Genomic DNA, 20,061 nt, shown 5'->3' on the forward strand with positions numbered 1-20,061 from the left:
AGGATCAATCACTATGCGGTATGCGAATGTCAAAGTTTAATCACCAAAGCATGAATGCCTGGATATTTATTGCTCCTCAACTTCTTATCACCGTAGTGTTTTTTATTTGGCCAGCTTGTAGTGCTTTTCTTCACTCGCTATTTTATACGGATGCTTTTGGTTTACACAAACAGTTTTCCGGCCTTAGTAATTTCTTCGATTTGTTTATGGACCCAAGCTATGCAAAAGCATTATGGATTACATTTATCATAGGTATTAGTGTTACCCTAATTACAATGAGCTTGGGTTTACTGATGGCTACTTTGGTGATAGGACGTCGTAAAAGTCAGGGAATTTATAAAAGTTTATTGATATGGCCCTATGCTATAGCGCCTGCAGTTGCGGCTATACTCTGGCGTTTTTTATGTCATCCAACACTTGGATGGTTAACTCAGGGTCTTCAATACCTAGGTATAGATTTTGATTATGTGAATCATGCAAATCAAGCACTATTGGTTGTTATTCTAACTGCGAGCTGGCAACAATTTAGCTATAATTTTATTTTTTATTTTGCTGCATTAAAGGCTGTTCCACAAGCACTTATTGATGCTGCTGTTATTGATGGAGCATCTAGCTGGCAGAGATTTTGGCAGATTATTTTTCCAATTTTATCACCAACGACTTTTTTCCTTATGATTATGAATCTCATTTATGGATTTTTTGAAACCTTTGGAATTATTCAGGTCATGACACATGGTGGTCCTGGTAATAGCACTACAAATCTAATCTATAAAGTCTATGAAGATGGGTTTGAAGGGATGGACATAGGAAGCTCTTCAGCACAATCGGTTTTGTTGATGTTAATAGTCGTTGTCGTGACTTTATTACAATTCAGATACCTTGAAAAAAGAGTTCATTACGAATGAAAAAATACCAACAATTCCTTTCGCATGGCATTTTATTTCTGTTTATTTTATTCATGCTCTTGCCGTTATATCTAGCGATTGTAGCCGCAAGCCATGATGGTACAGCGATGATGCACTCACGCTTGCCATTACTTCCAGGGGGCTCTTTTTTTAAAAATATGCACAGTGTTCTTACTGAAAGTCTAGCTGTAACTGGAGGCGAACCTATCACACTCATGTTGACTAATAGTTTTCTTATGGCACTTGCAATTACCTTTGGAAAAATAGTTTTAGCAATTACCTCTGCATTTGCATTGGTCTATTTTGATTTTAAATACAAAAAGTTTTGTTTTGCGTTAATCTTTGCAACAATGATGCTTCCCGTAGAAGTGAGAATAGTGCCCACTTTTCAAGTGATTGCCTCATTTGGTCTTCTAAACTCATTTTCAGGTCTAACACTTCCTTTATTGGCATCAGCAACAGGGACTTTTTTATTTCGCCAATTCTTTATGACAGTTCCTAAAGAGTTGGTAGATGCCGCAAAATTAGATGGTTCTGGACCCTTTCGTTTTTTCATTGATATTCTTTTACCGCTATCCAGAATACAAATTTCAGCCCTGTTTGTTATTTTGTTCGTTTATGGTTGGAATCAATATTTATGGCCATTGGTGATAACCACTGAATCAAAAATGAGCACAATAGTGATGGGCATTCGTAATTTAGCAGGAGTAGCTGATCAAGTCCCTGAGTGGCACTATATTATGGCTGTCGCACTAATAGCGCTCATTCCACCCTGTTTGATTGTTATTCTTATGCAGCGCTGGTTTGAAAAAGGATTAAATTAAAATGGCAACTTTGAGCTTAATTGATGTGTCAAAACAAGTTGGTCAAACTTGTATACTGGATAACATCAACGTGGACATTAAAAAGGGTGAGTTCATGGTGGTTGTTGGACCGTCTGGTTGTGGTAAGTCTACCTTACTGCGACTAATCGCAGGACTTGATGCTCCGAGCTCTGGTCGAATTCTGATCAATGGAGAATGCGTCAATGAGACACCCCCTGCAAAACGTGATATGGCAATGGTGTTTCAAAACTACGCCCTTTATCCGCACATGACTGTTTTTGAGAACATAGCCTATGGTTTGAAGTTAAGAGGCCTTGCAAAGGATGTTATTCGTACTAAGGTAAATGAAGTTGCTAAATTATTGCATTTAATACCGTTTTTGGATCGAAAACCGCTGGCTTTATCAGGCGGGCAAAAGCAACGAGTCGCTATGGGAAGGGCAATAGTTAGGTCTCCCGCGGTGTATTTATTTGATGAGCCCTTGTCCAATCTTGATGCGAAATTAAGAACGGAAATGCGTCATGAAATTAAACGGTTGCATCAACAGTTTCAAATTACCAGCTTATACGTGACTCATGATCAAACAGAAGCTATGACGATGGCAGATAGAGTTATTGTTTTGAATCAAGGGAATATAGAACAGGTTGGAACTCCTCAGGAGCTTTATCAGAAACCAGCTAACCCTTTTGTGGCTGGTTTTACGGGTCATTATCCCGTCAATTTTTTTTCGGGTGCTTATGATGCAAATACAGACACAATAATGACTGATTTCGGTGTTTCCTATCCTGCGGAGGGATGGAGCGAAATACATTCTAATCATCATGATTTTATTCTGGCTATTAGACCTGAACACGTTAGGTTGTCTTCACAGCAAGGCAACGATTCTATTGAAATAATGATAGAATTTGTTGATGATATGGGGGCTGATAAATTTGTTCAGGGTAAATCGGTTAAAAGTGGGGAAAAATTGAACTTAAGAGTACCCGCTGAGCAGGCAATTGAACATAGCCATTTGTATGTTGAGTTACCTAAATCAAAAATACATGTGTTTCAACGACAGTCAGTGAATGCAACAGGAGAGTGGCGTGGCTAAAGTGAAAGATAAATTAAAAACAATTGATTCCCCTGTCTATAATTATTTCTCAGCAATCATCTATTCGTTTTTCTCAAAGTATTTGTATCTAGATGTTGCAAAGCGTTGGAGGGGATTAGGCCTAATTTATCTATTACTAGTCACTGCAATAGCGTCAATTCCTTATTCGTTTAAAGTTGCTTATACCTTTAATGGCTTATTTAACACGCAGATAATTGGAACTTTATTGCAGTTGCCAACTATTTTAGTTCAATCTGGAAAAGTGAAGTTTGATAAACCAATGCCATACCTGATAAGAAACAAAGAGGGTGCGGTTGTCATAATCATTGATACAAAAAACACAATTACAGAATTTACCGCTGACTACCCCCAATTAAGTATAATCGTTAATGCAAACAGAATGAGTTATAAAGTTCCTACTCCTGAATTAGTTAGTGCAACTATGGGTGAGGGGCAAAAGAATTTTCCTCTTGTCCAGGAGTTTAGTGAGCAATACAACATGATGTTTGATGGGAAGTCCATTGTTAATGAAAGCTCTGTGTATGGCTTGAAATACGCTGCACAATTAATGATTTATCCTTTAGTCGTATCTTTGATTTATTCTATATTTTTGATTGTCTTTCTCGTTCTAGCCTTTTTAGGGCAACTATTTACCCGAATATTTTTTTCTCATGTACTGCCCTTTAAACAATCTTGTAGAGTTTTTATGGTTGCAAGCACTCCTACCATTTTCCTTTTAGCCTTATGCATGGTCTTAGGCTTGAATTTTGGTGGAATGGGATATTTTCTAATAACCATCACGCTCGCCTATTATTGCTTTGCTGTATTCCATCTGAAGGCGGATAGCAGGAAAATGGTGAAAAAATGAGAGAGTTAATCCATTTTGCTCATGGCAATGGATTTCCTTCACTCTGTTATAAACAGTTTTTGGATGAGTTAGAAACCCAATTTGATTTCTGTTACATTGACAGAATTGGGCATGATCCCAAATATCCAGTGAGTGAAAATTGGCACAATTTGGTAGCTGAAGTCATTGAGAGTATTCGAAACCAGGCTAGCAGACCAGTGATTGCTGTTGGACACTCTCTGGGAGGAGTGTTAAGTCTGTTGGCCGCATTAGAGCAACCAGAATTGTTTAAAGCTGTTGTAATGCTTGACTCCCCATTGATTGGTCCATTTAAATCCATTATGGTACGTCTCGCTAAAGCGCTAGGCGTGATAGATAGAATCACTCCAGCTTATAAAACAAAGGGTAGACGAGAGCATTGGCTTGATCATGAGCAATTGGTCTCTTATCTTAAAACGCGTGAATTATTTAAAACATTTACTGAGGAATGTTTGAATGATTATATTCAATATGGTCTAGAATTTAAAGAGAGTGGCTATTATTTACGATTTGACAGGCATATTGAATATCAGATTTATAAAACTATACCTCACATTCTTCCAACATTGATAGGAAAATTAAGGATTCCTACCGCCTTTATATATGGAGATAAAAGTACTGTCGTTGATAGGATGGATGTACGTTTTATGAAAAGTAGGTTTGGTATAAAATGTTTTAAAACCAAGGGAACGCATTTATTTCCCATGGAGCACCCAAAAGTAGTAGGGAGACAAGTTATTGAGGTAATACACTCACTAATTTGAATTGATGGTTTCAACTGGAATAGCCTAGACTAAGGAGAAATTCGTGTTACATCTTATTTTGATACTATTAACCATTGGGGGTGCCGGAATTCTCTTAACCCGCCAAGCATCAATTTCTGTTTGGGCCATAAGTTACTCAATATTCCTTGCCTTATGCCTGCAATTCGGCACTTTTAGTGTTTTTGCTAAATCTTGCTTATGGGCTATAGAAGCCCTATTAGTACTAAGTGCTATCAAATCTTTAAGAAAAGAGCTTCTATCAAAAAGATTGCTCGGCCTTATCAAGAAAGCAATGCCTAATATGTCCAATACGGAAAGAGAGGCATTAGAGGCTGGCACTGTTAGTTGGGAAGGAGATATCTTCAGTGGAAACCCCGATTTTAGTAGCCTAAGGCATGCGCCAACGGTCTCCTTAACGGCTGAAGAGCAAGCATTTATGGATGGTCCTGTAAATACCCTTTGTGAGATGCTGGATGATTGGGATATTACGCATAATCGAACTGATTTGCCCCCCGAAGTATGGCAATTTATAAAGGACAATCGTTTCTTGGGCATGATCATCCCCAAGCAATATGGCGGTCTAGAGTTTTCTGCCACTGCTCAAATGTCGATTTTAGTTACTATTTATGGGCGTTCAATCACTGCAGCTACTACGATTTCAGTTCCAAACTCACTAGGCCCAGGTGAGCTCCTACTTAAATACGGTACTGAAGAGCAAAAAAACTATTATCTTCCTCGTCTGGCTGATGGTCGAGAAATACCCTGTTTTGCTTTGACTGGACCAAATGCCGGCTCTGATGCGGCTTCAATACCTGATGTTGGAGTGGTTTGTCGTCAGGAGTTTAATGGAAAGGAAGTAATTGGCATTCGTTTAAATTGGAATAAGCGTTACATTACCCTTTGTCCAGTTGCTACAGTGGTTGGTTTAGCCTTTAGAATGTTTGATCCTGAGAACCTATTAGGTAAGGGAGAAGACATTGGAATCAGCTGCGCATTAATTCCAGCAAGTACACCTGGGGTGATAAAAGGGCGTAGACATTTTCCATTAAATACAGGGTTTCTAAACGGACCGACTCAAGGCAAAGATGTGTTTATACCCTTGGATTATTTAATCGGGGGTGAGGCGATGGCTGGCCAAGGTTGGCGTATGCTGATGGAGTGCTTAAGCGCAGGCCGTGCAATTTCCCTGCCTTCAAGTGCTAACGGTGGGGCTCAGGCTGTTGCTTTGGCATCTGGTGCTTACGCAAGAATTCGTAAACAATTTAATCAGCCTATCGGAAAATTTGAGGGAATAGAAGAGCCGTTGGCAAGAATAGCAGCAACCGCCTATATTATTGACTCTTCACTGACTATGGCCGCTGCGGCAATTGATCATGGCGCTAAACCCTCTGTTGCTGGGGCAATACTTAAATACCATACCACAGAGAGAGCAAGAGCATTGGCTCTAGATGGGATGGATATTCATGGCGGTAAAGGGATTTGTTTAGGTCCTAACAATTACATGGGTAGGGGATATCAAAGTTCACCTATTGGTATTACTGTGGAAGGTGCTAATATTTTGACGCGTAGTTTGATTATTTTCGGTCAAGGTGCGATTCGTTGTCATCCTTATGTGTTTCAAGAGCTAGAGAGCGTTCGTAACAATGATCTTGATCAATTTGATGAAGCCTTTTTTGCTCATGCTGCATTTATTATGGCTAACTTCACGAAATCACTGATCTTTGGGTGGACAGATGCTAAGTTTAGCAAGGCTCCGGCTAGTTCAGTGAAAAGGTACTACCAGTTAATCCATAAATACAGTACTAATTTAGCCTTCTTAGCTGACTTTTCAATGGTAGTCTTGGGTGGGGAGTTAAAGCGCAAAGAAAAACTGTCCGCTCGACTTGGGGATATGCTTAGTTGTTTATACATGGCATCTGCTGTTCTAAAACGATTTTATGAAGATGGTGAGCCCCAGCCTGATCTTCCTTTAGTTCATTGGAGCTGCCAACAATTATTGCACGAGTGCGAAGAAGCCATGCATGGAGTAATTATTAATTTCCCTGCTCGCTGGGCCAGAATAGTATTATCATTAATCATTAAGCCACTAGGAAATAAGCGTCATAAACCTACTGATGGTTTAGGGCACAAAGTTGCCAAGATACTGATAGAGCCTAATGATACGAGGAACCGCTTAACGCGCTTGGTGTATAAAAAAGCGGGTGAGAATTGTCCTTTAGGACGAATGGAGGAGGCATTCCATAAAATTTGTGCAGTAGAGGAGTTAGAACGAAAAGTGATGAAAGCAGTCAAGGATGATCGCATTAAATCATTATTGTTCTTTGATCAAATTAAAGATGCACAACAGCTTGGAATAATTTCAGCGGTTGAAGCGAAACAATTAGAAGAAGCAGAACAGGCAAGGCAAGACGTGATTAAAGTGGATGACTTTGCAGATGAAGAATTGCGTCGTGCTTTTTCTGATAAAGTAGAGGTAAAATCAAGAAAAAAGCAGGCGTCTGAAAAGGATTTAGAAACAGTTTGATTAATCACAAGGCTAGGCTATAAAGCCTAGCCTAATCAATGCATGGTTAAATTATTCCAACGAGTTAAGATCCTAAGGTAACCCTTTGTGTTAGATCAAGATCTAGCCCTCCAAGCTCTTGTTCTATTGCTGCTACCCTAAGTGGATCTTTACCCAAAATACTTTCTATAACGAAGTCTTTATAAAAATCCTTTTGTGCCATTTGAAACTCTTTAACTAATGCTGGTTTATCTTTTGGGTTATCCCATATCATGTATACAGTAACATAAAAGTGTGTCATTAAATCTTGATATTTCTCGCGAAGATCAGGCGATAGTGTTTCAACATCAACATACATAGGATTTAACTCCATACTCAGGCTTAAAAAGCCAGGTCGTTGAACTTTACCTAAAACAGTTGAGCAATGCGCAGCACTGAGTGTAAGTTCACTTTCACCGCTATAATCCATCGTATCTCCAGTTACACTTAATTGTGCATCTGTGCGCTCATAAATTTGGAATTGCTGTTGCGTTTGAGGAATGTTGAGGGTGTTAAAGACTAACATTTCATTCCCTTTCCCTAGCCAATTACCAAAACTAAAACCAGTCCAGAATTTAAGTGTTGTTGAAACACCTTTGATATCACCATCTTGGTGTTTTAACATGTTTTTTCTTGTTGCTTCTACATCGAGTTCTTTAAGCTTGTCATCTTTAAACACAAACAGTTTAGCGCGCCCAAGAATTCCCTTCATTTGTCGATTCAGTGCGCTCATTGATTCTGCGTTACTTTGCCCTCTTACTACACATTTCTCCAACCAAGGGTTCATCAATAACCCCATGACACTATAAGGAGGACGTACACTTGCTTGTTTTGGAGAACTTGGTTGCTTTAACAGAGGTAAACCCTTAAATGTGCATGATGTAAAGCCATGTGTGGTTAACACGTATCTTTCAGAGGCTGTTACTTTGTCATAATAACCACTGTTTGCAGCAGTCCATAAAGCTCTTGAACTAACCTTTCTTGATTTTGGAACTTTTACAAACATTGAACCGAATCTTAACATGGCCATCCCCAATATAAATATTTATTACATATAGTATATTTTAAGCCCAGGAGGAAATATTATCAAACTGAAATAATAAAATGCAGAGTGTTATTCAATGGTAATTCTTGATCTTAGATGAAATGAAATTATCAACAGTAGTTAAAAAACTCACGGTAGTGGCAAAAAGTTGTTTTAATGAGGGAGTTTAGTACGAATGAATAACCTATTTTAACGAAGAGATTGTAAGTCTCTCGTAACTACTGTTCTAATTTGAATTATTTGCTGGTGTATTAAAATTTATCCATTGCTTTTTAACTGAATTGTTGGTGTAGGTAAACAATAGCTATTTATAAAGCATTTCCTATGCAATTATAAAATTTGAATGGGTTCTAGAGCTACTTCAACAAGATTAAACTTCTTCAGTAGCTTTATCCGGCATCGTAATATTCAGTTCTAACACGGAACTATCAGCCATGCGCTCTAAATTGACGCTGACTTGATCTTTGCTAATATTGACGTATTTAGCAATGACTGCAAGAATTTCTTCCTGCAGCTTTGGCAGATAATCTGGTGTATTACGTTGAGAGCGTTCATGCGATATGATAATTTGCAAGCGCTCTTTAGCAACGGATGCAGTTGAGTTCCTTCTGCGCAAGTAATTAAAAATACTCATACAGTCACTTCCTCCTTATTTTTACTGAACAAGCGACGTAATAATCCTTTTTTATCAGTACTTATAAACCGCATCGGTTTTTCTTCACCAAGAAAACGTGCAATTGCATCTTGATAGGCAAGTCCTGCATCGCTAGACTCATCCAGAATAACTGGTGTACCTGTGTTTGAAGCTTTTAAAACAGATTTCGATTCAGGGATCACACCAATTAATGGAATCGCTAAAATCTCTTTGACATCAGTAACGGACAACATTTCTCCACGCTCAACCCTTTCAGGGTCATAGCGAGTAATGAGCAAGTGTTCTTGAACCGGTGGGGCACCCTCGATTGCACGCTTTGTTTTACTGGCTAGAATACCTAGTATTCTGTCTGAATCACGAACCGATGATACTTCGGGATTCGTCACTACAATCGCATGGTCAGCAAAGTACATTGCCATTAATGCACCTGTTTCAATGCCAGCTGGAGAATCACAGATGATAAATTCAAATTCTTTTGATAGCTCATTTAATGCTTTTTCAACACCTTCTAAACTCAAAGCATCTTTATCTCTGGTTTGAGATGCAGGTAGTATGAATAAATTAGGTACTCTTTTATCTTTAATGAGAGCTTGATTTAAACTGGCCTCACCATTAATGACATTAATAAAATCATAAACGACTCGTCGCTCACAACCCATAATAATATCAAGATTACGTAAGCCAATATCAAAATCAATGACTACTGTCTTATGGCCAAGCATGGCTAAACCAGAAGAGATAGCTGCAGAAGAAGTGGTTTTACCTACTCCACCTTTACCTGATGTAATTACAATTATTTTAGTCAACGCTGAACCCATCCTATAATTTGATTCAACACAAATTTTATACATCAGTTTACACGTTATCGGATGGGAAATTCAAGTTATAACGTTTAATTATTGATACTGTCAGAAATACCAATAAAATGATAACTGGTTCTATAGATTTAGATGTTAATCTTTGTGAATTTGTTGTATACTATTTGGTTATTTAACCACTGGAGTGAGTAGCTATGCCTCTATCCATTATTCAACAAACACTGACCTTCGATGATGTATTGCTCGTTCCTGCCCACTCAACCATCTTGCCTAAAGAGGTCACTTTAAAAACAAAGTTAACTCAAAGCATTCATTTGAACATGCCCTTAATATCTGCAGCAATGGATACAGTGACTGAGGCAAGATTAGCAATTGCTCTAGCCCAGGAGGGTGGTTTGGGGATTATTCATAAAAATATGTCTATCTTAGAGCAAGCTGATGAGGTCCGTAAGGTTAAGAAATTTGAAAGTGGAATGGTTAGAGACCCTATTACGGTAGGGCCGGAGCTTACTGTTCAGCAATTGCTTGACGTGATGAGCAAGTACCACATTTCTGGTGTACCTGTTGTTGAAGGGAATAGTTTAGTTGGAATTGTGACCAGTAGGGATATTCGGTTCGAAACCAATATGGAATTAACAGTAGCTCAAGTCATGACACCCAAACAAAGGTTGGTTACTGTTAAAGAAGGCGCAAGTAGAGAGGAAGTTAGAAGTTTATTGCACAAACATCGGATAGAAAAGCTTCTTGTAGTGAATGATGTCTTCGAATTAAAAGGACTCATTACTGTTAAAGACATTCAAAAAGCAAAAGACAATCCCTATGCATGTAAAGACAATGCCGAACAATTAAGAGTCGGTGCTGCTGTTGGGGTAGGTGAGGGGACCGATGAGCGAGTGGAGGCTTTAATTGAAGCTGGTGTCGATGTTTTAGTAGTTGATACAGCTCATGGACACTCACAAGGCGTTCTTGATAGAGTGAAATGGATTAAAAAACAATTTCCCAGTGTGCAAGTCATCGGTGGAAATATAGCAACTGCTGCAGCTGCACGGGATTTGTATGAGGCTGGGGCAGATGCGGTTAAGGTTGGAATAGGACCTGGTTCCATCTGTACAACTCGTATAGTAACAGGAGTTGGTGTACCTCAAATTAGTGCTATTGCTAATGTGGCAGGGGAACTTAAAGGTAAAATTCCAGTGATAGCTGATGGTGGAATACGATTTTCTGGTGATGTGTGCAAGGCACTAGCAGCTGGAGCAGACACCGTCATGTTAGGAGGTATGTTTGCAGGCACCGAAGAATCTCCAGGAGAAATTGAGTTATATCAAGGTCGCACTTATAAAAGTTATCGTGGAATGGGCTCAATAGGTGCTATGTCTTTGGCACAAGGATCAAGTGACCGGTATTTTCAAGACACAACCCAAGGCGCTGAAAAATTAGTACCAGAAGGCATCGAAGGTCGGGTACCCTACAAAGGTCCAGTACAAACGATAATTCATCAGTTGCTTGGAGGACTGCGTTCCTGCATGGGTTATACAGGCTGCGCAACAGTAGCTGATTTACACACGAAAGCTCAATTTGTCCAGGTTACTAATGCAGGCATACGAGAATCTCATGTGCATGATGTCAGTATTACAAAACAGGCGCCAAACTATCAGGTAGACAATTAAGAATGACAAGTTTAAAGCAGCACCCACTCCTTATTTTAGATTTTGGTTCTCAATACACACAATTGATAGCACGAAGAGTGCGTGAAATGGGGGTTTATTGTGAAATACACCCCTACTTTATTGAGAAGTCTATTTTTGAAACCCTAAGTCCTTGTGGTGTTATTTTATCGGGGGGACCATCTACCGTAACAGAAGATGGGAATCCTGAAGCACCGATGTGGTTATATGAATGTCAAATCCCATTATTGGGAATTTGTTATGGCATGCAAACCATGGCTAAACAGTTAGGTGGTCAGGTGGAGTCCTCATCGATCAGAGAATTTGGTTATGCAGAAGTTAGACTTCACGGACATAGTCAGTTATTAGAAAACATCGAGGATAGAGTAGAAGACCTTGATGGTTCTGTCTTAGATGTATGGATGAGTCATGGAGATAAGGTCACTCAGCTTCCACCGGGCTTTGAAATAATCTGTGAAACTCAGAATGCTCCTATTTCAGGAATGGCTGATCAATCGAAAAATTGGTTTGGTTTACAGTTTCACCCTGAAGTCACTCATACTAAACAGGGTTTGCGCATATTACAGAGATTTGTAATTGATATCTGCCATGCAGCTACTGATTGGACCGCAGATCACATCATTGAAGAAGCCATAAGAAAAATTAAATCACAGGTTGGTACTGATAAAGTTTTGCTGGGCTTGTCGGGTGGGGTTGATTCTTCAGTGGTGGCGGCATTACTTCATAGAGCAATTGGTGATCAATTAATTTGTGTGTTTGTGGATACGGGTTTGCTTCGATTGAATGAAGCGGATCAAGTCATGCAAATGTTTGGTCGGCACATGGGGGTAAAAATCATTGCCGTTAATGCTGAAGAGAAATTCTTGAATGCTTTGAAGGGAGTCACATGCCCAGAAGAAAAGAGAAAAATCATTGGTCGCACATTTATTGAAGTGTTTGATGACGAGGCTCATAAACAAACTGATGTAAAATGGTTGGCTCAAGGTACAATCTACCCTGATGTGATTGAATCAGCAGCAACCAATGCTCATGGAACATCGGTGGTCATTAAATCTCACCATAATGTAGGCGGTCTCCCAGAGACCCTTAATTTAAGTCTTTTAGAGCCAATTCGTGAATTGTTTAAAGACGAAGTCAGAAAAATTGGACTTGAATTGGGATTGCCTTATGACATGGTCTACAGACATCCATTTCCAGGACCAGGTTTAGGTGTCAGAATCCTTGCAGAAGTTAAGAAAGAGTATGCTGATATTCTAAGAAAAGCAGATGCTGTATTTATTGAGGAATTACGCGCTCATCAACTGTACCATAAAGTGAGTCAAGCTTTTGCAGTCTTTTTACCGGTAAAAAGCGTTGGTGTGATGGGGGACGGTCGTCGTTATGACTACGTTATTTGCTTACGCGCTGTAGAAACCATTGATTTTATGACCGCTCATTGGTCGCACTTACCATGGGATTTTCTAGGAAAAGTGTCTAACCGAATCATTAATGAAGTGAAGGGAGTATCCAGGGTAACCTATGACATTTCCGGAAAGCCACCAGCTACTATTGAATGGGAATGAACGATAAACATTGGATGAACTTAGCTTATGAACAAGCTTTGCTTGCGCAAAGTTGCGATGAGGTTCCTGTTGGAGCCGTTTTGGTCGATAAAGACAATCAATTTTTAAGTTCTGGTCATAATCTTACTTTGAAAACCAATGATCCAAGCTCACATGCTGAAGTAATAGCAATTCGACAGGCGGCCTTAAAGTTAGGAAATCACAGGCTACTCGGTACTACTCTTTATGTGACGTTAGAGCCATGTGCTATGTGCGCAGGCTTACTGGTACACGCTCGAGTAAAAAGAGTGGTTTTTGCAACTCGAGACTTTAGGAGTGGTGCCGCAGGTTCCACCCTCAATTTATTAAACGGCTCATCGTTGAACCATTCAGTAATCATAGACGAAGGTGTCATGCAGAAAGAATGCTCCTTATTATTGTCTGACTTTTTTAAACAGTGTCGCTAAACATATAAGGTGATTTGAAATTGATGGGTTAAGGTTCAGCCTGGGCTGACCGCAGACTGTAATTACATCAAGTGATCAAATAAAATCCATTATGTTTATATTTGATAACAAAGGTGGTATAATTGTAATTATAGATCAAATAAAGGCCGTATTATGAATTATCAAAAATTCAAAGCTTGGGTATTAGAGGTCACTAAATTATACGGTGCAGATAAGGATCTTGCTCCCCATTTCGATGAGCTTCTACAAATTATTAATTCACCATTACAAGAGAATAATCAACCAAAAGGATCAACTACCGCACAAATTCGTGCTAAATTATCTCGGATTGTTCAAATAGCAGGAAATAGGGACAAGCCGTTAACTATCGAAGATTCTCAAGGGGAGTCCGCGGGTAAATATTATCATAAGTTTTCTGTTAAAAGTGAACTTGAGGAGTTTATTGAAAGTTATCCAAAGTCTATAGTGGAAGCAAATGTGGATGTTCAAAAACCATTAACAAGTAACTCACAACCACTAGTGAGTACGCAGGAGCTTGCAAAGCCTCTACTACCTTCAAGAAATGAGTCACAACCGTTGGTGCATCATAATCCTCAAAGAATAGATTTTACAATAAGAGAAATAGTGAACACACGATTACATGCAAAAATGCTTGAAGTTAAAATGGATGATACTGAATGGCACAAACTCTTTATTGAAAAGAACTACTACGTCTCTGCTACGGTTACCTCAGACAGTAAATTTAACGGAAAGTAACTGGGATGATCCATCTGTTCGCATAGAGTTTCAGGCATTCATTGATTATCATAGTATGTATAATCCCGATCAGCCTAGACCGGATTTAAAAAGAAATAATCCAGAAGAACTAATTGATTATTCAATACAGTTAGGTATAAACAGCGAAGGTTATGCAAGCAAAGTTAACGTTTTTAAAAGTAGCTATATCAAGGCTGCTAAGAATATGGATGTGGCAACGCAACATCAAAAAGGTTTAGCAGCAATCAAAAACCTGATAGAAACTCACTCTTGGAAACTTGGATCATGGGGCAGCTGCTCAAAAATAGAGGTGAATGGGGTTCCAAAAGAAATACCAAAGCACATTTATCAGATCTACAAAACAATTGAAAACGTTGAAAAACAGGAGCTGGATCCTACAATCGCTTTAACCGAAATTGGTAATATAGCCGATCATGCATTAAAAAATGCGCCGACTTGGTTTAAAAGTCTTAGAGGAAGAGATCAAGAAACAACCGATGTTTATACCGAAATTTCTAAACTATCTCATCCAAATAATTGAGTTTAAATGTTTGGAGTGATGATCTGCTCCCTAATGACTGAGGAATCGACTCATTTTTTAAAATGAGGCATTTATACCAAAGGTCGGGCGCTTCGCCTAATGGCGCTGTCTTAAGCAGTGTCATTAGGCTCATCTATCCGGCCGGCCAGCATCGTTCCGCTTGCTTACGCGCGCGGCTCGGTTATTTATTTGCTGTCTGAATCAAATCCTAGTCACAGCAGGGAGTGAACTGAGCCGCGCGCGTAAGCAAGCGGATACGGAACTATCCACTTTTACGAATGATGCTGCTTAAGGGCGGCGCCATTAGGCGAAGCGCCGGACCTACGATTACTGACCATCAGAGAAGAGATTAGTTGATGCACTATAATAGGAGTCGATTTCTCAGCCCTAACGGTAACGGTTCGGATTTTTTGCATGAATTCAACCGAGCTGAGACCGTAAGGGAGCAGATCATCGGCCAAATCAAACATTAACTATTGAATGCACAAGAATCAAATTCCCATTTACTTATTTTTACCTAACTCTAAAACCAACTGTTCGCGCAGCAAATTCTGTTCATTGTTATTCAATGAGCATCCATTAGCATTGGTAATATAAAACATGTCTTCAACTCGTTCACCCGCGGTAGCAATTTTTGCATTGTGTAAGTGAATTTTTAAGTTTAAGAAAACTCTGCTCACAGTAGCTAGTAATCCAGGCCTATCGTTGGTGATCATAAACATCTGGGTCTGCTTATTTTGGGGATCGTCACTAAAGGTGATTTCAGTCTTAATATTGAAATGAGCCAACGCTCTTGGTAAGCGTTTTTGGGTAATTTTAGGAATGGGTCCAGAAGAAGCCAGTTGATTGCAAAGAGCCTTTTGTAGAAGGGAGGATCGTTGCTCATCGAAAAATGCTTGGTTTTTATCATCTAAAATGATGTAAGTATCGAGATCAAACTGGTTATCACAAGTTGTGATAACTGCTTCGTGAATGGTGACGTGATGATTACTTAAAATGGATGTTGTCATTGTAAAACGATCATCTCGGTGAGGCATGTAAATAAATACTTCAGTGCCTCCTAAGCTGTGGTGAGGCATGATCATGACTAATGGAAATTGGTTGCAGTTGATAATTGCCTTAGTGTGTCTAGCTATTACTTCTGGCGATTCATGCAAAAAATATCGTCCCTTAAACTGCTGCCATAGTTTCTTGATCGGAGGTATGGATATATTGTCTTTATTTAATAAGTCTAACGCTTCTTGCTTACGAATCTCAATTAATGCGAATTCATCGGTAAGATTTTGTTCTTTGTGGAGACGATTTTTGGCAGCATGATAGAGTTCCTTTAGCAAAGAGTCTTTCCAAGAGTTCCATAAAGTTGGGTTTGTTCCACAAATATCTGCAACGGTGAGCAGATACAGATAATCCAAGTAGTGGGGCATTGGCAAGTTATTGCAAAATTGTTCTATCGTGTTGGGATCATAGATGTCCTTACGCTGGGCCGTTTGTGACATCAGTAAATGGTATTTAACCAACCAAACGAGTAACTGAGTGTCTTCAGTATTTAACCGATGCCTTTCTGCAAATTGTTGGGCTTCAATTGCTCCTAACTCTGAGTGATCGCCACCTCTACCTTTAGCAATGTCATGAAATAGAGCTCCTAAATAGAGAATTTCAGGTTTTTCTAAGTTAGGAAATATCATGGCACATAGTGGAAACTGATTTTTGTACGTTTGTTGATTAAATCTAGAAATGTTGCGAATAACAAACAAAGTATGTTGATCAACGGTATAGGCATGGAATAAATCGTACTGCATTTGTCCTGTTACTGAAGCAAAACAATCAAGATAATGTGCAAGAATTCCATAGCGATTCATCAATTGCAACGCTTCATAAAGGTTATTTCCTGATTTAAATATCGTTAGGAAACGCTCTTGGGTTTCATGACTCAGCCGAAATTGTTTAGTCATTAAGAATAGAGACTCTCTAATTTGACGAATTGTACTGGCTCTGACACCTTTTATATCAGGCCTTTTAGCAATCCACATGAATAATGTCAGTAGAGATTGAGGGTGTTGTTTAAAAACCTGGGGATGACGTAACTCGATATAATCATTGGAAAGCTGAAATTCACTATCTAAACGTTCGATGGTTTGTTTTTGTAGATGAACAATTGTTTCATGAAACCACTGCAGTACAATTTCATTAAGTTCTCGTGCTCGCTTAATGATTTTAAAATACGTCTTCATGAATTGTTCGATGGCTAAAGAATGGGGTTTATCTTGATATCCAAAAACACCGGCCAATTTGACTTGGTAATCAAAGGATAACCTCTCCTCTGCCTTACCGGCCAACATGTGTAATGCAAAGCGTACTCGCCAAAGAAAATGCTGACAATTGATTAATTCTTCATACTCTTTATCGGTTATAAATCCATGGTCTATGCCATCGGCTAATTTTTTAATATTAAAATGGCGTTTACCTATACTCAGTAATACCTGAATGTCACGTAATCCTCCGGGACCGTGTTTAACATTAGGTTCAAGGTTATATGCAGTTTCTGCGTACTTTGTGTATCTCCCCTTTTGCTCATTTAACTTAGCAAAAAAATAGTTGTCACTGGGCCACATATGCAGGGGACGAATTTGGTACATTAACTCTTCAAGAAGAGCACCTCTTCCACAAAGTAAATACATATCCATAAGGGTTGAAATAACACTTAAATCTTGACTAGCAAGTTCAGCACAAGATTGGACCGTTGTGGTTTGGTGTCCTACCTCTAAGCCAATGTCCCAGCAATCCTGAATAAATTGTTGTGCTTGTTCAAGTTGTTCTTTGGAAACTGCTTCGGTGTGTAATAGTAGAATATCGATATCGGAGTAAAGTTGAAGTTCTCTGCGTCCATAACTACCAAGAGCAATTAAACAAAAGTTATCCGTTTCATGCAGTTTATTTTCATGAAAGAGATCAACTAGTAAGTTGTCAATGAAGACGGCTAATTTTTTTGTTAAAGAGATAATATTTGCATGTTGCTTAAACTCCTCACACAGTTCTTCCTTGAACCGCATGAGACTCTGTTTGATGAATTTTTTATCGTTCTTCATTGCGCAGCGTCAGTATTTCAACACCGGAGTCAGTTACTAGAAGAGTATGTTCCCATTGGGCTGAAAGACTATGGTCTTTAGTCACTACAGTCCAGTGATCAGGCAACAAACGGGTATGATGCTTGCCGACATTGACCATGGGTTCTATGGTAAATGTCATTCCAGGCTCAAGCTTCATACCAGTTCCGGGAGTCCCGTAATGCAAGACTTGTGGATCTTCATGGAATATTCGTCCTATTCCATGACCACAGTAGTCTCGAACAACGGAACATCGGTGCTTTTCAGCATGCTGTTGAATGGCATAACCAATATCTCCCAGCTGTACTCCTGGCTTCACCAAATCAATACCAATTTCCAAACATTCTTTAGCAACTTGGACAACGTGTTTAGCCTTCACTGATGGAGTTCCAACCATAAACATCTTGCTTGTATCACCATGATAGTCATTTTTGATAACAGTAACGTCAATATTGATGATATCACCATCTTTTAATAGTTTTTTACCAGGAATGCCATGACAAACAACATGATTAACGGATGTGCAAATGGATTTAGGAAAACCATTGTAATTTAGAGGTGCGGGAATAGCTTTTTGAACGTTTACAATGTAGTCATGACAAATGGTGTTTAGTTCTTCAGTGCTAACACCGACTTGTACATAAGGCCCTATCATTTCAAGGACATCTGCTGCTAGCTTGCCAGCTACTCGCATTTTTTCTACTTCATCCGGGGTTTTGATTGTAACAGCCATAGTATGTACTCAAAAATATAAATCTTATCATATACCTATAAAGAGCGACAGTGCATATTGCTCATAACCAGTCTATTCATTTATAGCATAAGTTGAACGGGTCATTTGACGAATTGTAAAGCCTGAAGTGTATAAAATGACTCCTGTAAACAATAAGCTTAAAATGCGCGCTAGGCTTGCAGTTGATGCTGCATCATAAATGAGAGCTTTCAAGGCGGAGAAAATTAAAATGATGAGCGTGGATTTTGCTAAATCCAAATCGTCTTTTAATCGAGAGATGGTTAAAATGATCAAAGCGTATGCAAGCCAACTTAGTGATATTGACAAAGTACCCAAGGGTAATGCGAGCTGATATAAACCTAAAACCGCTAGTAGCTGTGCGGATGCAAGCGCAACATGAATATAGTTTTTGCTTTGTTTTAAATAGTGTTGATTCTTTAAAATGGCAAATATCAAACTCGCATAGGAACACCATGCAATTAATGTCCAGTTTAAATTGATAGGGAACAATAAGTGACTAACAATGTTGAGGTACTCAATACTCAATATGGATGACACTGCTATGATTGGAAACAGATTTGTGTAACGAAATGATCGTTGTAGTAATTGCTTTCTATAGAGTCCATAGGTCAGTACAATACAAACAAAAAGCCAAGGTTTAAAATCAGTAGGAAGTAACTTTAGGTAGACGGAATGAAAAAATACTAATGTACTAAAAGTCACTATCAGACCACTACTAGGCATTGATAAATCCTCAGGTCTTTTATCGGCTGCTCTGTAAAGAAGTATTAAAAGTACTGCAGAAGCTATGGAGACAATTGGTGCATAAAAAGGATCGATCTTATCAATGTAAAAATATTCCAAAGTATAAAAAATCAATAATACTGGTAGAAAACTCCAGCATTCTTTATAACTTAACGTTTGTTGGTTACATTGACTGTACAAATAGGAGCCAATTGAAAATATCAAGAAGTGAAGGCTTAATGTAAATACAATAAGTCCATTGATATCAAGATTAATTCCTGCGTAACCAGTGCTTGCAATCGCTAAGTAAGAAGAGATAACAGTAAGCGTTCTTGATTGAACCCAAATCGACAAAGTAGTGAAAGTTAAACTGCATATGATGAAATAATACAGAGAAAAAATGGCATTGTGGTCCATGTTGGTTAAGATTGGCGCAGAATAGGCGCCAATTACAGCTAAAATGGCATAAATATCGTGTTTAAATTGAACATAAAACCATATCGTTAAAGCGGTTATTAGGCAGGTAATTGCTATAACGGTCTGAAATAAAATCAGATAATAAAACTGGTAAGCAGCAAAGCACGTTAAATAGAGTATGGCTGAGCCTGCAGCAGGAAGAAATCTTGCGTAGTAATTGTCTGAGTTGGATATAAATAACCCGCCAGCAAAGAGCGCAAAACCAAATAAAGTAGCTATTCCCAGTTGTTTTTCATGAGTGAGCCATCCAGAATCAAACGAGAGCTTAATGATTAATCCAGCAGCTAAAATAAAGCAGATGGAAGATATCCAGCCAAGTAAGTTTCCAGAAACTTCTTTATTTGCAACCGGTTGAATGGATTTCTTTATTTCGGTTTTATCTTTACCTTTTAGTTTTGCTTTAATTTCTAATAGGGAGAGACGATGCTCTATATCATTCATTCTCTCTTCAATTTTGGATTCTGCCATAACAATTCAATGC

The 20,061-nt window shown here is 38.8% G+C and carries 17 protein-coding genes; 11 read left to right on the forward strand and 6 right to left on the reverse strand.

Annotated elements, in window-relative coordinates:
• The first annotated feature begins 26 nt into the window (after nt 1-26).
• From Lwal_RS09300 to Lwal_RS09325, 6 genes are read left to right on the forward strand one after another with little or no spacing between them, the layout of a single operon-like run.
• A complete protein-coding gene (locus Lwal_RS09300; protein WP_058480525.1) occupies nt 27-905 on the forward strand; it encodes an ABC transporter permease subunit in 879 nt (292 codons plus the stop codon).
• Complete coding sequence (ugpE, locus tag Lwal_RS09305; RefSeq protein WP_058480526.1) at nt 902-1,729, forward strand: sn-glycerol-3-phosphate ABC transporter permease UgpE; 828 nt, start codon at nt 902-904, stop codon at nt 1,727-1,729. The genes Lwal_RS09300 and ugpE overlap by 4 nt, the downstream gene beginning before the upstream one ends.
• 1 nt (nt 1,730) lies before the next feature.
• Complete coding sequence (locus Lwal_RS09310) at nt 1,731-2,822, forward strand: ABC transporter ATP-binding protein (RefSeq protein WP_058480527.1); 1,092 nt, start codon at nt 1,731-1,733, stop codon at nt 2,820-2,822.
• On the forward strand, nt 2,815-3,690 hold the full coding sequence (locus Lwal_RS09315; protein ID WP_065235665.1) for a DUF1189 family protein: 876 nt from the start codon (nt 2,815-2,817) through the stop codon (nt 3,688-3,690). The genes Lwal_RS09310 and Lwal_RS09315 overlap by 8 nt, the downstream gene beginning before the upstream one ends.
• Nucleotides 3,687-4,472, forward strand: coding sequence for an alpha/beta fold hydrolase (locus Lwal_RS09320; protein WP_058480529.1), 786 nt, complete (start codon nt 3,687-3,689; stop codon nt 4,470-4,472). Before Lwal_RS09315 ends, Lwal_RS09320 begins: the two co-directional genes overlap by 4 nt.
• 43 nt (nt 4,473-4,515) lie before the next feature.
• A complete protein-coding gene (locus Lwal_RS09325) occupies nt 4,516-6,996 on the forward strand; it encodes an acyl-CoA dehydrogenase (RefSeq protein WP_058480530.1) in 2,481 nt (826 codons plus the stop codon).
• Between the two features lie 64 nt (nt 6,997-7,060).
• Here Lwal_RS09325 and Lwal_RS09330 read toward each other — a convergent pair whose 3' ends face one another.
• The 3 genes from Lwal_RS09330 to minD form a co-directional block, all read right to left on the reverse strand.
• Complete coding sequence (locus Lwal_RS09330) at nt 7,061-8,038, reverse strand: hypothetical protein (RefSeq protein WP_058480531.1); 978 nt, start codon at nt 8,036-8,038, stop codon at nt 7,061-7,063.
• 391 nt (nt 8,039-8,429) lie between these two features.
• Nucleotides 8,430-8,693, reverse strand: coding sequence for a cell division topological specificity factor MinE (minE, locus tag Lwal_RS09335; RefSeq protein WP_058480532.1), 264 nt, complete (start codon nt 8,691-8,693; stop codon nt 8,430-8,432).
• Nucleotides 8,690-9,520 carry a septum site-determining protein MinD gene (minD, locus tag Lwal_RS09340; protein WP_058480578.1) on the reverse strand — a complete coding sequence of 277 codons (831 nt, stop codon included), beginning with the start codon at nt 9,518-9,520 and terminating at the stop codon, nt 8,690-8,692. The genes minE and minD overlap by 4 nt, the downstream gene beginning before the upstream one ends.
• 206 nt (nt 9,521-9,726) lie before the next feature.
• On the opposite strand from minD, the gene guaB reads away from it, so the two are divergent.
• From guaB to Lwal_RS09365, 5 genes are all read left to right on the forward strand, one after another.
• Nucleotides 9,727-11,199, forward strand: a complete 1,473-nt coding sequence (gene guaB / locus Lwal_RS09345; protein WP_058480533.1) for an IMP dehydrogenase — start codon at nt 9,727-9,729, stop codon at nt 11,197-11,199.
• Nucleotides 11,200-11,201: 2 nt separating this feature from the next.
• Nucleotides 11,202-12,779: a glutamine-hydrolyzing GMP synthase gene (gene guaA, locus Lwal_RS09350; RefSeq protein ID WP_058480534.1), complete on the forward strand. Its 1,578-nt coding sequence runs from the start codon at nt 11,202-11,204 to the stop codon at nt 12,777-12,779.
• Nucleotides 12,776-13,225 carry a tRNA adenosine(34) deaminase TadA gene (gene tadA, locus Lwal_RS09355; protein WP_058480535.1) on the forward strand — a complete coding sequence of 150 codons (450 nt, stop codon included), beginning with the start codon at nt 12,776-12,778 and terminating at the stop codon, nt 13,223-13,225. Before guaA ends, tadA begins: the two co-directional genes overlap by 4 nt.
• 153 nt (nt 13,226-13,378) lie before the next feature.
• Entirely contained in the window at nt 13,379-13,981 is a 603-nt protein-coding gene (locus tag Lwal_RS09360; RefSeq protein ID WP_058480536.1) for a hypothetical protein, read from the forward strand.
• A gap of 55 nt (nt 13,982-14,036) precedes the next feature.
• Complete coding sequence (locus Lwal_RS09365; RefSeq protein WP_058480537.1) at nt 14,037-14,522, forward strand: hypothetical protein; 486 nt, start codon at nt 14,037-14,039, stop codon at nt 14,520-14,522.
• Nucleotides 14,523-15,025: 503 nt separating this feature from the next.
• On the opposite strand, the gene glnD is transcribed toward Lwal_RS09365, so the two are convergent.
• The 3 genes from glnD to Lwal_RS09380 form a co-directional block, all read right to left on the reverse strand.
• On the reverse strand, nt 15,026-17,608 hold the full coding sequence (glnD, locus tag Lwal_RS09370) for a [protein-PII] uridylyltransferase (protein WP_058480538.1): 2,583 nt from the start codon (nt 17,606-17,608) through the stop codon (nt 15,026-15,028).
• On the reverse strand, nt 17,595-18,359 hold the full coding sequence (gene map, locus Lwal_RS09375) for a type I methionyl aminopeptidase (protein WP_058480539.1): 765 nt from the start codon (nt 18,357-18,359) through the stop codon (nt 17,595-17,597). The genes glnD and map overlap by 14 nt, the downstream gene beginning before the upstream one ends.
• A 72-nt stretch (nt 18,360-18,431) precedes the next feature.
• Nucleotides 18,432-20,048: a DUF2339 domain-containing protein gene (locus Lwal_RS09380; protein WP_058480540.1), complete on the reverse strand. Its 1,617-nt coding sequence runs from the start codon at nt 20,046-20,048 to the stop codon at nt 18,432-18,434.
• Between the last annotated feature and the right edge of the window lie 13 nt (nt 20,049-20,061).

Source organism: Legionella waltersii (assembly GCF_001468085.1).
GTDB classification, from domain to species: Bacteria; Pseudomonadota; Gammaproteobacteria; order Legionellales; family Legionellaceae; genus Legionella; species Legionella waltersii.